At 61.2% G+C, this 16,281-nt stretch carries 18 protein-coding genes; 12 read left to right on the forward strand and 6 right to left on the reverse strand.

What is annotated here, in order from left to right; all coding sequences use genetic code 11:
- Window positions 1–3: 3 nt before the first annotated feature.
- From lspA to SynMINOS11_RS06535, 3 genes are read left to right on the forward strand one after another with little or no spacing between them, the layout of a single operon-like run.
- Window positions 4–459: a signal peptidase II gene (gene lspA / locus SynMINOS11_RS06525; RefSeq protein ID WP_011935706.1), complete on the forward strand. Its 456-nt coding sequence runs from the start codon at window positions 4–6 to the stop codon at window positions 457–459.
- A complete protein-coding gene (locus tag SynMINOS11_RS06530) occupies window positions 456–2,582 on the forward strand; it encodes a transglycosylase domain-containing protein (RefSeq protein ID WP_186547417.1) in 2,127 nt (708 codons plus the stop codon). Before lspA ends, SynMINOS11_RS06530 begins: the two co-directional genes overlap by 4 nt.
- Window positions 2,579–4,186 carry a YcjF family protein gene (locus SynMINOS11_RS06535; RefSeq protein WP_186547419.1) on the forward strand — a complete coding sequence of 536 codons (1,608 nt, stop codon included), beginning with the start codon at window positions 2,579–2,581 and terminating at the stop codon, window positions 4,184–4,186. The genes SynMINOS11_RS06530 and SynMINOS11_RS06535 overlap by 4 nt, the downstream gene beginning before the upstream one ends.
- Before the next feature lie 45 nt (window positions 4,187–4,231).
- Here SynMINOS11_RS06535 and SynMINOS11_RS06540 read toward each other — a convergent pair whose 3' ends face one another.
- Entirely contained in the window at window positions 4,232–5,653 is a 1,422-nt protein-coding gene (locus tag SynMINOS11_RS06540) for a pyridoxal-dependent decarboxylase (protein WP_186547421.1), read from the reverse strand.
- Window positions 5,654–5,658: 5 nt separating this feature from the next.
- Between SynMINOS11_RS06540 and SynMINOS11_RS06545 the strand changes: the two genes are divergently transcribed.
- A complete protein-coding gene (locus SynMINOS11_RS06545) occupies window positions 5,659–6,153 on the forward strand; it encodes a nucleoside deaminase (protein WP_186547423.1) in 495 nt (164 codons plus the stop codon).
- Here SynMINOS11_RS06545 and SynMINOS11_RS06550 read toward each other — a convergent pair.
- Window positions 6,098–7,258, reverse strand: coding sequence for a pyridoxal-phosphate-dependent aminotransferase family protein (locus SynMINOS11_RS06550; protein WP_043738070.1), 1,161 nt, complete (start codon window positions 7,256–7,258; stop codon window positions 6,098–6,100). The genes SynMINOS11_RS06545 and SynMINOS11_RS06550 overlap by 56 nt on opposite strands.
- A gap of 81 nt (window positions 7,259–7,339) precedes the next feature.
- Window positions 7,340–7,858 carry an allophycocyanin subunit beta gene (locus SynMINOS11_RS06555; protein WP_186547425.1) on the reverse strand — a complete coding sequence of 173 codons (519 nt, stop codon included), beginning with the start codon at window positions 7,856–7,858 and terminating at the stop codon, window positions 7,340–7,342.
- A gap of 189 nt (window positions 7,859–8,047) precedes the next feature.
- On the opposite strand from SynMINOS11_RS06555, the gene glnA reads away from it, so the two are divergent.
- The 3 genes from glnA to SynMINOS11_RS06570 all read left to right on the forward strand — a co-directional run bounded on the left by glnA (window position 8,048) and on the right by SynMINOS11_RS06570 (window position 11,077).
- Entirely contained in the window at window positions 8,048–9,466 is a 1,419-nt protein-coding gene (glnA, locus tag SynMINOS11_RS06560) for a type I glutamate--ammonia ligase (protein WP_011935713.1), read from the forward strand.
- Between the two features lie 107 nt (window positions 9,467–9,573).
- Complete coding sequence (locus tag SynMINOS11_RS06565; RefSeq protein ID WP_186547426.1) at window positions 9,574–10,623, forward strand: class I SAM-dependent methyltransferase; 1,050 nt, start codon at window positions 9,574–9,576, stop codon at window positions 10,621–10,623.
- A gap of 103 nt (window positions 10,624–10,726) precedes the next feature.
- On the forward strand, window positions 10,727–11,077 hold the full coding sequence (locus SynMINOS11_RS06570; RefSeq protein ID WP_186547428.1) for a hypothetical protein: 351 nt from the start codon (window positions 10,727–10,729) through the stop codon (window positions 11,075–11,077).
- Here the strand turns inward: SynMINOS11_RS06570 and SynMINOS11_RS06575 are convergent.
- Complete coding sequence (locus SynMINOS11_RS06575) at window positions 11,039–11,284, reverse strand: hypothetical protein (protein WP_186547430.1); 246 nt, start codon at window positions 11,282–11,284, stop codon at window positions 11,039–11,041. The genes SynMINOS11_RS06570 and SynMINOS11_RS06575 overlap by 39 nt on opposite strands.
- A 44-nt stretch (window positions 11,285–11,328) precedes the next feature.
- On the opposite strand from SynMINOS11_RS06575, the gene SynMINOS11_RS06580 reads away from it, so the two are divergent.
- A complete protein-coding gene (locus SynMINOS11_RS06580; RefSeq protein ID WP_186547432.1) occupies window positions 11,329–11,592 on the forward strand; it encodes a DUF6439 family protein in 264 nt (87 codons plus the stop codon).
- On the opposite strand, the gene SynMINOS11_RS06585 is transcribed toward SynMINOS11_RS06580, so the two are convergent.
- Both SynMINOS11_RS06585 and SynMINOS11_RS06590 read right to left on the reverse strand, forming a co-directional pair.
- On the reverse strand, window positions 11,589–12,071 hold the full coding sequence (locus SynMINOS11_RS06585) for an ATP-binding protein (RefSeq protein WP_255445329.1): 483 nt from the start codon (window positions 12,069–12,071) through the stop codon (window positions 11,589–11,591). The two genes, SynMINOS11_RS06580 and SynMINOS11_RS06585, sit on opposite strands and share 4 nt — an antisense overlap.
- Window positions 12,022–12,807, reverse strand: a complete 786-nt coding sequence (locus tag SynMINOS11_RS06590; protein ID WP_255445330.1) for a GUN4 domain-containing protein — start codon at window positions 12,805–12,807, stop codon at window positions 12,022–12,024. The genes SynMINOS11_RS06585 and SynMINOS11_RS06590 overlap by 50 nt, the downstream gene beginning before the upstream one ends.
- Here SynMINOS11_RS06590 and mnmH point away from each other — a divergent pair.
- From mnmH to SynMINOS11_RS06610, 4 genes are read left to right on the forward strand one after another with little or no spacing between them, the layout of a single operon-like run.
- The gene (gene mnmH / locus SynMINOS11_RS06595) at window positions 12,806–13,825 is read left to right on the forward strand and encodes a tRNA 2-selenouridine(34) synthase MnmH (protein WP_255445331.1); all 1,020 of its coding nucleotides are present in this window, start codon (window positions 12,806–12,808) and stop codon (window positions 13,823–13,825) included. The two genes, SynMINOS11_RS06590 and mnmH, sit on opposite strands and share 2 nt — an antisense overlap.
- A 27-nt stretch (window positions 13,826–13,852) precedes the next feature.
- Complete coding sequence (gene psb28, locus SynMINOS11_RS06600) at window positions 13,853–14,191, forward strand: photosystem II reaction center protein Psb28 (protein WP_011935721.1); 339 nt, start codon at window positions 13,853–13,855, stop codon at window positions 14,189–14,191.
- Between the two features lie 7 nt (window positions 14,192–14,198).
- Window positions 14,199–15,212, forward strand: coding sequence for an AI-2E family transporter (locus SynMINOS11_RS06605; RefSeq protein WP_043738077.1), 1,014 nt, complete (start codon window positions 14,199–14,201; stop codon window positions 15,210–15,212).
- Window positions 15,212–16,249, forward strand: a complete 1,038-nt coding sequence (locus SynMINOS11_RS06610) for an AI-2E family transporter (RefSeq protein WP_011935723.1) — start codon at window positions 15,212–15,214, stop codon at window positions 16,247–16,249. The genes SynMINOS11_RS06605 and SynMINOS11_RS06610 overlap by 1 nt, the downstream gene beginning before the upstream one ends.
- Window positions 16,250–16,281 lie beyond the last annotated feature (32 nt).

Consider the following 16,281-nt stretch of genomic DNA (forward strand, 5'->3'; position numbering starts at 1 on the left):
GTCATGGCTGGCAAACGTTTCTGGATCCTGCTGAGTGCTGCTGGGCTGTTGCTGCTGGATCAGCTCAGCAAGCAGTGGTGGCTGCAAAACCTGCCACCTGGCGTCAGCCAGAGCTGGATTCCTGGACTACTCAACCTGAGGCTGGTCTGGAACGATGGCGCCGCCTTCAGCCTGTTTCGCAGTGGCTCGCAGTGGCTGGGCTGGATCAGCCTGCTAGTCAGCGTTGGCCTGTTGATCTGGATTGGGCGCCGTGGGCGGCAGTGGTCCCGCTGGCAAGCCGCAGCTGCCGCATTCCTGCTGGCAGGAAGCGTCGGCAATGGCATCGATCGCTGGCGCTATGGAGCGGTGATCGATGGCCTTGAACTGGTGCCATTCTCATTTCCCGTCTTCAATTTGGCCGACGTTGCGATCAACTTGGCCGTGTTGTGTCTGTTGATCGAAGCCATCCGCCAGCGATGAGCCCATCCCTACGCCTTCACATCAACGGTGAACCCAGCAGGGAGATCCAGCTGCTGGGGGAGGTGTATCGACTGGGGCGCGATCCCGACGCCGAAATCGTGATCCAGCACCCTGCGATCAGCAAGCGCCATGCCTTGCTGGAGCGCCGCCATGGCCACTGGCAGCTCAGGGACCAAGGCTCCACCAATGGCTTGAGCTGGAAGGGCCGATCGGTGCAGCTCTTGGCCCTACGCGATGGGGATCGCATTCGCCTTGGACCAGAGGCTGATCCATCGCTACCAGTGCTGGAGTTCCTTGAGCCCAGCTCCCGCCGTCAACGGCTCCCCTGGAGGAAGGCACTCAGTTCAGGCCTATTGAGCCTGGCCGGGGCTGGTCTGTTGGTGCTCGGTTTCGGCGCCGTCAGCGTGCCGGTGCGCGGCAGTTTGGCTCCAGTGCGCGGGCCCTTGGTGCTCTACGACCGCAGCGGCACACCGATTAACAGTGGCTTTGATACGAACCACCGCGAAAAGGAGCGTGTTGCCGATTTCGCGCCATCGCTTAGGGCGGCTTTGCTTTCAAGCGAAGACACCCGCTTCTGGTGGCATCCAGGGGTCGATCCGATTGGCATCACCCGTGCCTTGCTCGTCAACATTGCTGGCGGCCAAGTGCTGGAGGGCGGCAGCACCCTCACCCAACAGCTGGCCCGGAGCCTCTATCCCAACGAGGTGGGCGAGGGCGACACGCTGCAGCGCAAATGGAATGAACTGCTGGTCGCGTTGCAATTGGAAGCGCGCTTCAGCAAGCAAACGCTGCTGTTGAGCTACCTCAATCGGGTGTATCTCGGCGTCGGGTGGGGCTTTGAAGATGCCGCGCAGGCCTACTTCAACCACTCAGCGAGTGCATTGACCTTGCCGCAGGCGGCGCTGCTGGTGGGGCTACTGCCATCGCCCAATGGCCACGACCCCTGCCGCTATCCGGAAGCTGCGCTGGCGGCACGCAATGGTGTGCTCAACAAAATGGTGCGGGAAGGTCGCCTCTCGGCTGATCAAGGACGCATCGCCCGGCGAACTCCGATTCAACTGGCGCCTGAAGCCTGCACCGGTGTCGCCCGCAGACCAGCTCCCTTCTACAGCGATCAAGTGGAGCGCGATCTGCAGAAGCTCGTTGGTGACGATGTGGCCGCTGAGGGGAACTTCATCGTGGAAACCCATCTCGACCCAACGCTGCAAGAGGTCGTTGAAGTGACCCTGCAGCGATTTCTACGAGCCAACAGCACCAGCGGCATCAACCAAGGGGCCGTTGTGGTGCTCGATAGCCGCACCGGCGGAATCCTCAGCCTGGTGGGGGGGCGCGACTACAGCACCAGCCAATACAACCGCGCCAGCCAAGCCCTGAGGCAGCCCGGAAGCGTGTTCAAACTCTTCCCTTATTTAGTGGCCATTGATCGAGGCGTTAGGCCAACAACACCTGTCTCGGCATCGCCAATCGAGTGGGGGGGCCTGCGTTACAGCCAAGGTTGCCGCGGCAGCAGCAGCCTGAAGCAGGCCTTCGCATCCAGCGACAACTGTGCTGCCTTGCATCTGGCACGCCGCTACAGCCTTGATGCTGTGGTTCGCAAAGCACGCGACTTCGGCATCACGACACCGATGGCAGCGGTCCCGGGTTTGGTGCTTGGGCAATCAGAAACACTGTTGCTGGAGCTCACGGCGGCCTATGCGGCCGTGGCCAATGGGGGCATCTGGACCTCACCGAGCACGATTCGCCGACTCACTGACACCGAAACCTGTCCACTCGATCCCAGCGATTGTGCCCAGCGCTCCCTGGCCAGCCAACGCAGCCGCCGGGTCTTGCCCACCGATCAAGCCTTGGTGATGCAAACACTGTTGCGATCGGTGATCCAATCCGGCACGGGCCGTGCTGCCTACCTGGGCGGCAACGAGGGAGGAAAAACGGGAACGACGAATGAAGGTCGCGATTTGACCTTTATTGGCTACGAACCCAAGCGCCATTGGGTGATGGGCGTTTGGCTAGGCAATGACGACAACAGCCCCACGGGCCAAACCAGCGCCGCCGCTGCTGGTTTGTGGTGGGAGATCATGCGGACTGCAGGCCAGGGCACTGCTGATGCGGAGGGCCGGCCATGAAACGCACGCGCCTCTGGCTGATTCTTGGCGGTCTGCTGGTGGTGGTTGTGGTGCTGTCGATCGTGATGCAAGCGATCAACAGCTTGATTTGGCAGTTGAGTTATTGGCTACCTGGATGGCTGGTGGGCCCCATCCTGTTGCTGTTGGTTGGCGCCCTGGTGCTGGCCCTGCTGCCGCTGGTGGAACCGTTGATCCGCGGGAAACGAGGCCAAGCCAAAGCGGGCCAACCTGCACCACCCAGCAACCGTCAAGAAGCGGCCCGCCGCAATCTCGACTCCATTGATCAGCAACTGGCGCAACTCAGTGATGACGTCGCGCGTCAAGCCCTGCAACAACAGCGTCAACAGGTACAGGAATCCTTGGAGCGGGGTGATTTCAGGGTGGTGGTCTTTGGCAGCGGCTCCAGCGGCAAGACCTCGCTGATTCGCGCCCTCCTCAATGACCAAGTGGGTTCGGTGGGCGCAGCGATGGGCTCCACCACCAGCACCAACAGCTATCGGCTGCGCTTGGCCGGTCTGGGTCGCTCGATCCAATTGCGCGATACCCCAGGAATCCTCGAAGCCGGTGAGCAGGGCAGCGACCGTGAACGGGATGCTCGCTCGGAAGCCGTGCTGGCCGATCTGATCTTGTTTGTTGTGGACGGCGATCTACGCAGCAGCGAATTCAGCGTGCTGCGTAGCCTGGCCGAAGTAGGCAAACGCACCCTGCTGGTGCTCAACAAATGCGACCTGCGCGGTGAGACCGAAGAGCAACGCCTGCTGCAGCTGTTGCGGCGCCGCTGCACAGGCCTGGTGGAGTCCCAAGACGTTGTCAGTGCCAGCGCTGCACCGCAAAGCGTGCCCAGGCCGGGCGAGCGGCCATGGCAACCACCAGCCGAGATTGAGCGGTTGCTGCGCCGGCTGGCCGCTGTTTTGCGCGCCGACGGTGAAGAACTCCTGGCCGACAACATCTTGTTGCAAAGCAGCCGCCTGGCCGAAACCTCCCAAAGCCTGCTGGATCGTCAACGGGGCTTGCAGGCAATGGCAGTGGTAGAGCGCTACGGCTGGATCGGCGCTGGGGTGATCGCCGTCACGCCACTGCCCGGGGTTGATCTTCTGGCCACCGCCGCCGTCAACGCGCAGATGGTGGTGGAGATTGCTCAGGTCTATGGCGTCAGCATCACCCGCGAGCAAGGGCAGCAATTGGCCCTCTCCCTGGGACGCACCTTGGCCAGCTTGGGCGTTGTCAAAGGGGGAGCCAGCCTGCTGGGGGCTGCACTCAGCAGCCAATTGCCCACGTTGATTGCGGGCAAAGCGATTCAAGCGGTCACCGCCGCCTGGCTGACACGACTGGCGGGCAAAAGCTTCATCACCTACTTCAGCCAGCAGCAGACCTGGGGTGATGGCGGTATCGGCGAAGTGGTGCGACGTCAATACGACCTGGATCGTCGCGACCTCGATCTCAGCCGTTTTCTGGAGCAAGCTCTGGCGAAGGTGGTGGAGCCGCTGCGCCGGGGACGGCGCCTGCCGCCGCAAAGGCCTCAGGCGGTGGTGGACGCAGTGGACCTTGACGATCCAGAACCATCACCAGGGCCAAATAGGCCAAGGCCAAGAGCACCGAAATAACCCCGGTCGCAATGGCGACCCAGCGACCACGGGGAGAGGACTCACTCATGAGGCTTGGAGCACCGCAGCAATCTGCTGCAACTCGCGCTCACCTGTGAATGGATTGCCCAGCACGGCCTTGAGCAAGGGTTGGCCATTGAGGTTTGGTTTCGACAGCCAGAGGTTGTGTTCGAGCAGGGCCTGATGGACGCGATCCCGCCAGCCCATGGCCGCCTCGCCAGCAAGCGAGGCATGGCGGAAGCTCAGCAGGTGCAGATCGCCAGGGAGCAGCGTGAGCTGCAGTGGCTCCAGCAACTGCAACAGGCACTGGCGGCGCTCAAGAGCAGCAGAAATCACCGCATCAATGCCCTCCAGGCCGAGATGCTGCAACCCCAGCCAGAGCTTTAAAACCTCAGCGCCTCGGGTGCCCTGCAAACCCAAATCACCACCTTGGGGACTCGCCGTTTCCTCCATGTAGGGCAGCGCTGTGGAGAAGGTGTCGGCGAGACTCTCGCTGCGGCGGACCAACAACACCGAGGAGGGTTTGCTGATTCCCAGGAGCTTTTGGGGATTGAGGCAAACCGAATCGGCTAGCTCTAAGCCAGCCACCCGCCAGCGGTGCTGATCACTGAGGCCGCAAACCCCGCCGATGGCCGCATCCACGTGAAACCACACGCCGAACTCACGGCAGAGCGCGCCAAGCTCCGCAAGCGGATCGATGGCCCCTTGGATGGTGGTGCCAGCTACACCCACCACGGCCAGCACAGGCCGCCCTTGCTGTTGGGCCAGCTGCAGAGCCTGCCGCAGCGTGTCAGGGCAAAGGCGCCCGGCTTGATCCAGCGGCAGCGTGCGCAGGGCCTCAGGCGGCAAGCCCATCACCGTTAGGGCCTTGAGAAACGACACATGGACTGCAGAGCCGGCCAACACCACCGCATCCGTTCTGGTCTGCAGGCCGGCTTGCTTGCGGGCACACACCAGCGCCATCAGGTTGCTGAGGCTGCCGCCACTGGCAGGAACACCACCGGCGTCAGGGCCGAGCCCAATGCGATCAGCAAGCCAGCGGCACAATTGCCGCTCCAAGCGGGTGAGCGAAGGCGAGAGCTCTTCGGCGAGCAGATTGTTGTTGAGGCCTGAGGCCACCAAATCAGCCACCACCGAGATCGCCAACGGCGGCGGATCCAAGTGGGCCAAGGCGCCGGGATGGTTGGGCCGGAAGGCGCCCGCCATCACCGTGCGCAAATCGTCGAGCAAGGCGTCCGGAGAGCGCCCTTGCTCAAGCGGTGCAGCCCCAGGCACCAAACTCAGATGGGGGCGAGGACCATGCTGATGGGAGTCCCCATACCAACGACAAAGCAACTCAACGCTGTGCTTCAACACCGCTTGCAGCTTGGGATCCACCGCCCCAGGGCCAGGGAACAGGGGGAGACCCTCTGGAAATGGGCTGGAAAGGACCTGCAAGCAGCGCGTCCGTTGATGGGTCATTCTCACTGCTGATGGAAACCCTCTATCAGTCGTGGATGGATCGCCTGCTGCGGCTGGCCGCCAAGGCGGGGCAGCGGGGCGAAGTGCCTGTGGCGGCGGTCGTGCTCGATCCACGCGGTCGAGCCATTGGCTGGGGCAGCAACCGACGCGAGGCTGCACAAGATCCCCTCGGGCATGCGGAGCTTGTGGCTCTCCGCCAAGCCAGCAGCTTGCGCCGTGACTGGCGATTCAATCAGCACACCCTGCTGGTCACCCTTGAGCCGTGCCCAATGTGTGCGGGCGCCTTGGTCCAGGCGCGCATGGGCCGCGTGGTGTTCGGCGCATCGGATCCCAAGCGCGGGGCTCTGGGCGGATGCCTGAATCTCAGCACCGATGCTTCTGCCCATCACCACATGGAGGTGATCGGCGGTGTGCGCGGCGAAGCCTGCCGTGAACAGCTACAGGCCTGGTTTAGGCAGCAGCGGAACCCTGACGGAAAGCTGGCAGCTCAAGATCCAACAGGTTGAGCAGGCGCTCAACGTTTTCAGGCTTGGAATTGGTGCCCATCAGGCCAACACGCCAGACGCGACCAGCCAGATCACCAAGGCCATTACCGATCTCAACGCCGTGCTTGTTCAGCAGATGGGTCGCGAAGGCTTTGCCATCGACACCATCAGGGATCTTCACAGTGGTGAGGGTGGGAAGCCTGTGGGAGAGGGGCACGTGCAGCTCAAGACCCATGCGCTCCAAACCAGCCCACAGCTCCTCGCTGTTGCGGCGGTGGCGGGCCCAGGAATTTTCCAAACCTTCCTCACACAGCAGCCGAAGCGCTTCGCGCAATCCATAGTTCATATTCACCGGCGCCGTGTGGTGATAAGTGCGCTGGCTGCCCCAATAGGACTTCAGACCTGACATGTCCAGGTACCAGTTGGGCACCTTGCCGCTGCGGCGATCCAGCTTTTCCTCCGCCCGAGGACCCATTGTGAAAGGACCCAGTCCTGGAGGACAGCTCAGACCCTTTTGGCTGCAGCTGTAGGCCAGATCAACCTTGGCCTCATCCAGTTTCAGCGGAACACCCCCTAAAGAGGTGACGGTGTCGAGCAGCAAGAGGCAGTCGTGGGCGCGGCAGAGATCACCGATGCCATCGAGGGGCTGCTGAACGCCGGTGGAGGTTTCAGCGTGGACCAAGGCCAGCACAGCAGGCTTGTGCTGCTCCACCGCTTGGGTGAGGGTGTCAAGGCTGAGGGCTTCACCCCAAGGAGCCGACACCTCAACGACCTTGGCCCCGTAGCGGCCGCACATGTCGACCAGGCGCTTGCCGAAATAACCGATCACGCCGACAACCACCGTTTCGCCGGGTTCCACGGTGTTGGCGATGGTGGCCTCCATGGCGGCACTGCCGGTTCCGCTCACGGGAATGGTGAAGCGGTTATCGGTTTGCCAGGCGTAGCGCAGCATTTCCTGCACCTCATTCATCAGCTCGAGATAGAGCGGATCAAGGTGACTGAGCGGAGGCCTCGCGATGGCTTGCAGAACCCGCGGATCAGCATTGGAAGGACCGGGACCAAGCAGCAACCGATCAGGCGTTGCGATGGGATCCAGGCGCAGACGATGAGCCTCGTTCACGGACAGTGCTGCGGAAGAAAGCGACGAGACAGTCACGTGACGAGAAAAGGTTTGATGTGCAGAGGTTAGAAGTTCGTGGAGTCGGAATCAGCGACCGCTGATATTCGTTTCCGCCAAGGCCCTGGCCATGTGCTCAAAGGGAGCACGAACCACGTCGGCCGACTGCACGCCCTCAGCAGAGAGCATTTCTTGCACCACCTCAGAAAGCAGCAAGATGCCCCGTGCCGTGGGGCCTGTCGGAACACCGAGACTCTTATAGGTGTCGTTGAGTCCGTTCAAGACCCGCTCATCCAGCATTTTCCAATCAGCCGCCACCAAGGCGTAGGAGGCATAACGAAGGAAATAGTCGAGGTCGCGCAAGCAGGCCGCCAAACGGCGGGTCGTGTAGGCATTGCCGCCGGGCAACAACAATTCCGGATCGGCAAGCCAGAGGCGCTGACTGGCCTCGCGAACAATCTCTGCCGCTTCGCGATTGATCAACGCAACAGCCGCCAAGCGAAGGTCAGCCTCCACGAAGTAGGCATCGATCTGCTCAATCGCCAAGCGATCGAGATAGCGACCCTGCTGGTCGTAGCGACCGATCAGACCGGTGACTGCGTCCTGCATGCATCCCTGGGTAGTGGGCGGAAACTAGCACTTCTGAACCAGCGCAAAGCCAGTTCCCAATTGGATTCCCACGATTTGACAGAAACCGTCACCTGAACGGAAGGTCCGTTTTTTTGTATCAGCTGATACACAGAGGGTCCAAAGTGCTCCGTACGTTCAGCTTTCTGCTCTTCGTCCACTACGTCGTCCATGGCCAAGACACCGCAGGACATCCTTCGCCAGATCAAGGACGAAGGAATCGAACTCATTGATCTGAAATTTGCCGACGTCCATGGCAAGTGGCAGCACCTGACTGTGCACAAGGACCTCGTTGAAGAGGAATCCTTCACCGAAGGCCTGGCCTTTGACGGCTCCTCCATCCGCGGCTGGAAGGCCATCAACGAATCCGACATGGCGATGGTGCCCGATGCCAGCACCGCCTGGGTCGATCCGTTCTATGGCGAAAAAACCCTCAGCCTGATCTGCTCGATTCAGGAGCCCCGCAGCGGCCAGCCCTATGAGCGCTGCCCCCGTGCCTTGGCCCAGAAGGCCATCAATCACCTGGCAAGCACCGGCCTGGCTGACACCGCCTTCTTTGGCCCCGAGCCAGAATTCTTCATCTTTGATGACGTCCGCTACAACTCCGGCAACGGCAGCAGCTTCTACAGCTGCGATTCAGTTGAGGCTCCCTGGAACAGTGCCCGCCAAGAAGAAGGCGGCAACCTGGCCTACAAGATCCAGCTGAAAGAGGGGTACTTCCCCGTCGCCCCCAACGACACCATGCAGGACATGCGCAGCGAAATGCTGCTCACCATGGCCAACCTGGGAATCCCTATTGAGAAGCACCACCACGAGGTGGCCACCGCCCAACACGAGCTCGGCATGAAGTTCGCCGATCTGATCAGCGCGGCGGACAACGTGATGATTTACAAGTACGTCGTGCGCAACGTGGCCCGTAAATACGGCCGCACCGCCACGTTCATGCCAAAGCCTGTCTTTGCCGATAACGGCAGCGGCATGCACGTGCACCAGAGCCTGTGGAAAGGTGGCCAGCCCTTGTTCTTCGGTGAGGGCACCTACGCCAACCTGTCCCAAACCGCCCGCTGGTACATCGGCGGCCTGCTCAAGCACGCCCCCAGCTTCCTTGCCTTCACCAACCCCACCACCAACAGCTACAAGCGCCTGGTGCCCGGTTTTGAGGCCCCGGTGAACCTGGTGTATTCCCAGGGCAACCGCTCCGCTGCTGTGCGGATCCCACTCACCGGCCCCAGCCCGAAAGCCAAGCGCCTGGAGTTCCGCTCCGGCGATGCCCTGGCCAACCCTTATCTGGCCTTCAGCGCCATGCTCATGGCTGGCCTCGACGGCATCAAGAATCAGATCGATCCCGGTGACGGCACCGACGTCGACCTGTTCGAACTGCCCGCCGAGCAACTGGCCAAGATCTCCACAGTGCCCTCATCCCTCAATGGGGCCCTGCAGGCTCTCGATGCCGATAAGGACTACCTGCTGGCCGGTGGCGTCTTCACTGAAGACTTCATCGAGAACTGGATTGATCTCAAGTACGAGGAAGTCCAGCAACTCCGTCAGCGCCCGCATCCCCACGAGTTCACCATGTACTACGACGCCTGATCACTGGCGACGTTTCATCCCAAGGGGGCCGAAGGGCCCCCTTTTTTTGTGTCTAGGCCACGTTTTTAGTCTGGATCGGTTGAAATGGGTGATCCCCAGAAAGGGCCATGAGCGACCCCGTCACCAAGCTGGCGTACCAAACCATGCAGCAGGGCAAAAGCCTGCTGGGTTTGGCCCATAAAGAGGTGAGCACTCGCCTGATGGATCTGGTCGCTCCCCAGGCCAGCGCCAGCACAGTGCCTGTGCCCCCCGAAATGTTGGGGGAGCTGCGCAGCAGCATGAACGAGCTGCTGGAGCTGGATTGGAAAGAAGCGCAGCAGGGTCTCTATCCCACTTCGTTGCTGTTTGACGCTCCCTGGCTCGATTGGGCTGTTCGATACCCCCTGGTCTGGCTGGATCTGCCCTCCATCTGGCAGCGCCGCACGCGGCGGGATGTGACCGATCTACCGGTGGAGATCAACCCCAAGGATTACCCGGACTATTACCTCCAAAACTTCCACCACCAAACCGATGGCTACCTGAGTGATCGCTCAGCAGAGCTGTATGACCTGCAGGTGGAAATTCTGTTCAATGGCACTGCTGATGCGATGCGGCGTCGCCTAATCCGCCCATTGATCAATCAGCTGGGTGGCCGTCGTGACGATGCCATTCGCGTGCTGGACATTGCCACCGGCACCGGTCGCACCTTGCGCCAGCTGCGGGGAGCGTTGCCGAAAGCGCAGTTGGTGGGCCTGGATCTCTCCTCCTCCTACCTGCGTCAAGCCAGCCGTTGGCTGTCAGAGATTCCTGGCGAATTACCGCAGCTGGTCCAAGGCAATGGTGAGGAGCTTCCCTTCGCCAACGAGGTGATGCAGGCGGCGACCTGTGTGTTCCTGTTCCATGAGCTTCCTGGTGAGGCCCGCCAAAAGGTGCTGGATGAGGCTTGGCGCGTGCTGGAGCCCGGTGGTGTGCTGGTGCTAGCGGATTCGATTCAGCTGGATGACAGCCCTACATTTGGCGCCGTGATGGAGAACTTCAGGCGCGTTTTCCATGAGCCTTATTACCGCGATTACATTGCCGATAACATTCCAGAAAGGCTGCAGCGCAGTGGCTTTGAGGTCATTGAAGCCAAATCTTATTTTATGACGAGAGTTTGGACAGCTCGTAAATCTGGTTGATATAAACCTATATGCGGTAGATATTCAGATCGCAACATAAAGTGGAAGAAAGTTGTAACTTGAACGATTCTTAGCTCCAATGGGGCTGTAACAGGGGCCGTTGATGACTAACCCATTTCGGGTGCGATGGCTCGAAGGTTGGACCTTCCAGACCGTTCTGCAAGGGGGACAACCGACGATTGAGGCCTATGGCTTCGGGGTTTGCCTGCGGGCTGTGATTGTCCAGGGCGAATCCCCCACCGAAGCAGCCGATCGCTTGGTGCTCGAAGAAGACAGGCTGCGGCGGTCGCTGCGCAATGCCTGGAAGCGTGGCCCGATGCATCTGCTCAACACCGTGCTTGATGTTGAACGCGGCGAAGAGCTGACGCTGCAGGACAACTTGATCCGCAGCGCTCAGCAGCTGGAGCCCGCCATCTCACCGCGGGAGGAAGTGATGCAGGGCCTGTCCCAGTAGCAATCCAGCACCTCCCCAGCGCAAAGCACGCCAGAAGCGACCATCCCCACCGGTGAGGGGAAGCTCAGCCGAGCTGAGCAGCTCTAAAAGAAGCCGTTGGCGTTGCTGTTGTCGGCGCCCGGCAACCGATGGTTGGCGTTCCGCTTTGGCCAAACTGATTTGCAGCACTGGGCTGAGGTGATGCATCCAGCGCAGCGGACGGGGCACGGCGTGCTTCCAAGCAGGACAATTCCCATTGTTGCCAGTTCTCCATGCAAGGGCTCAGCGAAGACCAGGTGCAGCTGGCCGAAACCTTGCAACGCCATCTCGCCATCAAGGAACGGGATTGGCATCGCCTCAAAAGCGACCGTCACCGGCGCGCTGCTGAGCAGCTCTCAGCAGCGCTATTGCTGCTGCTGCGCAATGGCGCCCAGGCGGATGGGGATGTGGTGGCCTTGCTGGAGAGTGCGCAGCGTTGGATCCAGCGGGAGCAACGGGACCCCGGCTGCCCAGATCACGGCAGGCGCTCGTCCTAACGCCGCTTCGCCAGTTGCACGCGATTACCGCGCGGACTCCAGCGCACATCGTCGAAGCATTGATGCATCAAAAACAGCCCACGACCGGAGATGGCGTCCAATTCATCCGGCAGTAAGGCCAAACGCTGCTCAGGCTGCAGCCCAGGGCCTTGATCTTGCACTTGCCAAATCAACCACTGCGGACTGTGGATGCGGCGAATGCGCACAAGCTTGGCTGGATCGTTGCCGTTGCCATGGCGCACAGCGTTGACCAGCGCCTCCTGCAAGCCCAGCTGAAGCAATTCCCGATGCTCATTGGCCGCTGGCTGCAGCAGCAGCTCCAGCAAGGGCTGCAAAGCCAAGGTGGATGGGGTGATGAACTCAAACCAGCGACATCGCTTTGTCAGGTTCAAGAGCACGTTCCTGCCGCCTGGTTCCCGAGTTCTGATCTTATGGAGCCTCGAGGGCTTGGTCGATAGCTGGATGGCGGAGATAGGCATCCATCAGGCGCACCCCACGCAATTGATTGACCAGGGGCATATGCCCCTCCGGGGCGTCATGGCTCCAGGTGAAGGCACCGGGATAACGGGTCCAGGATCCTTCGTTCTTCCAGCCGATTTGGGGCCAGAGCTGCTCCCAGCGCCAACGCAAGCGTTCAATCTTCTGGCGTTGAATGCGGAATCCATAGCGGCCACCGCTGTAGAACCACCAGAGGGAATCGAGGTGGGCGAGCTCAGCAATGGGCATGCCAGGCACTTCACTGAAGTACACGTATCCACGCTCTTCGGCCGCTGGCCCGGCCAAGGCGCGCAACTGGGCTGTGGTGAGGCGGTCGGCCTCTTCCAGCTCACCGCACATCAGGCAACACTGCAGTTCTGCGCAGCGGTCAGCACCAATCCCAGGGGCAACAAGCCAACCGACGGGGTAGGTGGTTTGCAGCTTGGCGAGCTGATCGGGATCAGCGGCCAGCAGGCGCAGCAAACTGCCAATGGCCCAATCGTCGGGCTGGCGGCTCTGGTTGGTCAGCAGATCCCAGATCGACTCGACCAGTTCAGGCGCCTGGGCCGGCAATGTCTTCCAGAGCCGCTGTCGCTGGCGGCTATTGCCTTTGAGGAACTCTTGCAACAGTGCGGCCGGTTCAACAACGGCCTGCTCCGAACCTCCGGAAGCAGCAGATGAGGGTGAACCAGACAACATGGCGGATGGGGCCAGTCGCCAGTATCGCAGTGCAGCCATGACCAACCGGCTTGCCATCGACAGCTTGATGCATTCACCCGGTGCTCTGGTGGATGTGCGCAGCCCCAGTGAATTCACCAAAGCGCACTGGCCTGGCGCTGTGAATCTGCCCCTTTTTGATGACGAGGGGCGCGCTGAGGTGGGCACCCTGTACAAGCAAAAAGGTCGTCAGCAGGCCATCCAACGGGGATTGGAACTGGTGGGTCCCCAGCTCGCTGCCATGGGCCACAAGCTGCAGCAGATCGCCCAGCAAGGTCCCGGTTCCTTGCGCATCTACTGCTGGCGCGGCGGCATGCGCAGCGGCAGCGTCGCCTGGCTGGCCTCCACCCTGGATATCGATGTCGTGGTGCTCGAGGGCGGCTACAAGAGCTTTCGCCGCTGGGTACTCGGCCAATTCGAGAGGCCCTGGCCGGTTCAACTGCTCGGAGGCGGCACCGGCAGCGGAAAAACCGACGTTTTGTTGGCCCTAGCCCAGCAGGGCGGGGCCATGGTGGATCTCGAGGGGCTGGCGCATCACCGCGGCAGCAGCTTTGGCGGGCTGGGGCAGCCTGAACAACCCAGCACGGAGATGTTTGAAAACGAGCTCGCTGTGGCGCTGGTGGCTCTAGAAGGCCAAGCGCCTCTGTGGCTTGAGGCCGAAAGCGTTCAAATCGGCCGTTGCCGCCTACCCAACGGGCTCTGGCAGCAAATGCAGCAGGCACCTGTGGTGGTGTTGGAGCGGCCGCAGAAGGAACGGATTGATGCGCTGGTGGCCCTCTACGGCGCCGAAGCCCATGGAGGATTGCTGGAAGCCACCCAGCGATTACAACGGCGACTTGGACCGCAACGAACGAAAGACGCCACCGACAGCATCCGATCTGGAGATCTCAGCAGCGCTTGCGCGGTGATTCTTGATTACTACGACCGCTGCTACAGCTATGAGCTGAATCGGCGCTCCACTCCCATCACCAGGTTGGCGGTGGAGGGCTTAAGTGCGTCTGCCGTGGCACACCAGCTATTGCAGCTGAAATCTGCGTAAGCTCTCCCTCTTTCGGGGCAGTCAGCGATGGGCGCAGCCATTCAGTTTTTCCGTGGCGTTGACGAGCCCGTTATTCCCGACATCAAGCTGACCCGCTCGCGCGATGGGATGACCGGCCAGGCCAAGTTTGTGTTTGAGGAGCCTCAAGCCTTGGCCCCGGAAACCATGGGCGACATCACCGGCATGTTCATGGTCGATGAGGAAGGCGAACTGACCAGCCGCGATGTCAACGCGCGCTTTGTCAACGGCGTCGCCTTTGCATTGGAGGCCACTTACACCTGGAAGAGCGAGGCTGACTTCCAGCGTTTCATGCGCTTTGCTGAGCGCTACGCAGCCAGCCACGACCTTGGATTCAGCCAAAGCTGACGGCCAAATAGCCTTTGGTCGCTGGGTTGGATTCGCAGCGCTGATCGCTGCGGTGGTTCTGCTCTGGGATCTGAGATTTGTCCTAATAGACCTGTTTGGCTCGGTTGTTCTGGCTGTGGCCTTCTGCACCTTGGTGCGCGCTGTTCAGAGCCGCCTGGGTTGGCGGCGCTGGCCATCGCTAGCGCTCTCGCTGCTTCTGGTTGTGGTGCTGGTGATCGTTGTGGTGGTCGCCCTGGTCCCCCCCTTCAGTGCGCAATTTCGAGAGCTGATCGAGCAATTGCCGCAGGCTGCTCAGGCACTGCAACAACTCATTGGTGGTGATCTGAGCTCAGCAATCCAGAGCAATATCTCCAATCCAGAGAAGTGGAATCTCGCCAACAGCTTCAGCCGTGTGGTGGAGCTGGCCGGAAACTTCGGCATTGGCCTGGTGCAGCTGGTGTTTGTGGTGGCAGTCGCTCTGATGCTCAGTGTTCAGCCAGAGGATTACCGCCAAGTCGCCGTGTTGATGGCGCCTTCCTACTTGCGCCGGCGAATTGCTGGCGTGCTCGATAGCTGCGGGCAAGCACTCAGCAGTTGGATGGTGGGTGTGCTGATCAGCTCGGTTGCTGTTGGCTTCATGGCCTTTGTTGGCCTCAGCCTGTTGGGGGTCAAGCTGACCACCGCCAATGCCCTATTGGCGGGAATGCTCAATGTGATCCCCAACGTTGGCCCCACCTTGAGTGTGGTGTTCCCCATGGCCGTGGCTCTGCTGGACACCCCCTGGATGTCGCTGGCGGTCTTGGCGCTCTATGTGGTGATCCAAAACTTCGAGAGCTACGTCATCACGCCGTCGGTGATGCATCACCAGGTCAAGTTGCTCCCGGGGTTGACCCTGGCTGCACAGGGGATCTTCACGGTGATCTTTGGTTTTAAGGGACTCCTGTTGGCGCTTCCCTTAGCGGTCTGCCTGCAGGTGGTGGTGCGTGAGCTCGTCGTTCGCGATGTGCTCGACACCTGGAAGCGCCCGGGGAGGTTCTGCTGATGGAAGGCCGTAACTTGGTCAGCTGGCCAGCGATTCTCGGCACCTTGGCCCTGGTGGTGCTTGGGCTCTTGGCGTGGGAGCTGCGCTGGGTCCTCTTGGTGCTCTTTGGCGCTGTGGTGCTCGCCGTGGCCCTCGATGTACCGGTGCAGGTCTTGATGCGGCGCACTCCCCTGCATCGTCCGCAGGCCCTGGTGGTGGTGGTTGGCTTGCTGGTCCTGCTGGGCTGGGAATTGGGGTTTTTGTTGTTGCCGGAATTGGTGCAGCAGGTCGCCACCCTCAATGAGTTACTGCCGCAGCTATTGCAGCGGGTGGGTGCTTTTCTCTCGGAGATCCGCGGCGTGGGCCCCCTTGGCAGCAGCCTCGAATCCTCTGGTGGTCTCTCAGCCCTGCAACCGTTGGGCAGTCAATTGCTGGGCCTGGCTGGCGGAGCCGCCAACAGCTCAATTCAGGTGTTGCTGATGGCGCTGTTGGCGTTGCTGCTGTGCCTCGATCCGCAACACCACATCAATCTGCTGATCGCTGCCACACCACGCTTTTATCGCCCGCAAGGCCGCCGGTTGCTGCAGCAATGCCGTGATGCCCTCGGTGGCTGGCTAGCGGGCATGACCATTTCCGCCATCAGCGTGTTTCTGCTCACCTGGGCTGGACTGGCCTGGTTGCAGGTGCCTTTGGCCCTGCTGAGTGGTTTGGTCTGCGGCCTCCTCACCTTCGTTCCCACCATCGGCCCAACGGTGGCGACGCTGCTGCCCACCGCACTGGCGTTGGTGGTGTCACCGGAGCTGAGCTTGAAGGTGATCGTGCTGCGCTTGATCCTTCAAAACGGTGAGGCGTTTTTGCTAACGCCCCTGTTGCTCTCGCGCACGGTCAACCTGCTGCCCACAGTGGCCTTGATGGCGCAGCTGAGCCTGGGCGCCTTACTCGGTCTGCCCGGTGTGCTGCTGGCCCTGCCTTTGGTGGTGGTGCTGCAAGTGCTCCTGCAGGAGGTCTTTGTCAAAGAGATCATGGACCGCTGGACCCTGAAGAGCAGCAACGGCTGATTAGTCGTTGCGGCGTTTCCAGCGCTCAAATC

Source organism: Synechococcus sp. Minos11, from assembly GCF_014279855.1.
GTDB lineage: Bacteria > Cyanobacteriota > Cyanobacteriia > PCC-6307 > Cyanobiaceae > RCC307.

Bases quoted from the DNA above. Each gene is read 5' to 3' on its own strand.
- SynMINOS11_RS06530 (WP_186547417.1), top strand. From the start codon at position 456: ATGAGCCCATCCCTACGCCTTCACATCAACGGTGAACCCAGCAGGGAG.
- lspA (WP_011935706.1), top strand. From the start codon at position 4: ATGGCTGGCAAACGTTTCTGGATCCTGCTGAGTGCTGCTGGGCTGTTG.
- SynMINOS11_RS06580 (WP_186547432.1), top strand. From the start codon at position 11,329: ATGCAAGGGCTCAGCGAAGACCAGGTGCAGCTGGCCGAAACCTTGCAA.
- SynMINOS11_RS06570 (WP_186547428.1), top strand. From the start codon at position 10,727: ATGACTAACCCATTTCGGGTGCGATGGCTCGAAGGTTGGACCTTCCAG.
- mnmH (WP_255445331.1), top strand. From the start codon at position 12,806: ATGACCAACCGGCTTGCCATCGACAGCTTGATGCATTCACCCGGTGCT.
- SynMINOS11_RS06535 (WP_186547419.1), top strand. From the start codon at position 2,579: ATGAAACGCACGCGCCTCTGGCTGATTCTTGGCGGTCTGCTGGTGGTG.
- SynMINOS11_RS06545 (WP_186547423.1), top strand. From the start codon at position 5,659: ATGGAAACCCTCTATCAGTCGTGGATGGATCGCCTGCTGCGGCTGGCC.
- glnA (WP_011935713.1), top strand. From the start codon at position 8,048: ATGGCCAAGACACCGCAGGACATCCTTCGCCAGATCAAGGACGAAGGA.
- SynMINOS11_RS06610 (WP_011935723.1), top strand. From the start codon at position 15,212: ATGGAAGGCCGTAACTTGGTCAGCTGGCCAGCGATTCTCGGCACCTTG.
- SynMINOS11_RS06555 (WP_186547425.1), bottom strand. From the start codon at position 7,858: ATGCAGGACGCAGTCACCGGTCTGATCGGTCGCTACGACCAGCAGGGT.
- SynMINOS11_RS06565 (WP_186547426.1), top strand. From the start codon at position 9,574: ATGAGCGACCCCGTCACCAAGCTGGCGTACCAAACCATGCAGCAGGGC.
- SynMINOS11_RS06585 (WP_255445329.1), bottom strand. From the start codon at position 12,071: ATGCCTATCTCCGCCATCCAGCTATCGACCAAGCCCTCGAGGCTCCAT.
- psb28 (WP_011935721.1), top strand. From the start codon at position 13,853: ATGGGCGCAGCCATTCAGTTTTTCCGTGGCGTTGACGAGCCCGTTATT.
- SynMINOS11_RS06590 (WP_255445330.1), bottom strand. From the start codon at position 12,807: ATGGCTGCACTGCGATACTGGCGACTGGCCCCATCCGCCATGTTGTCT.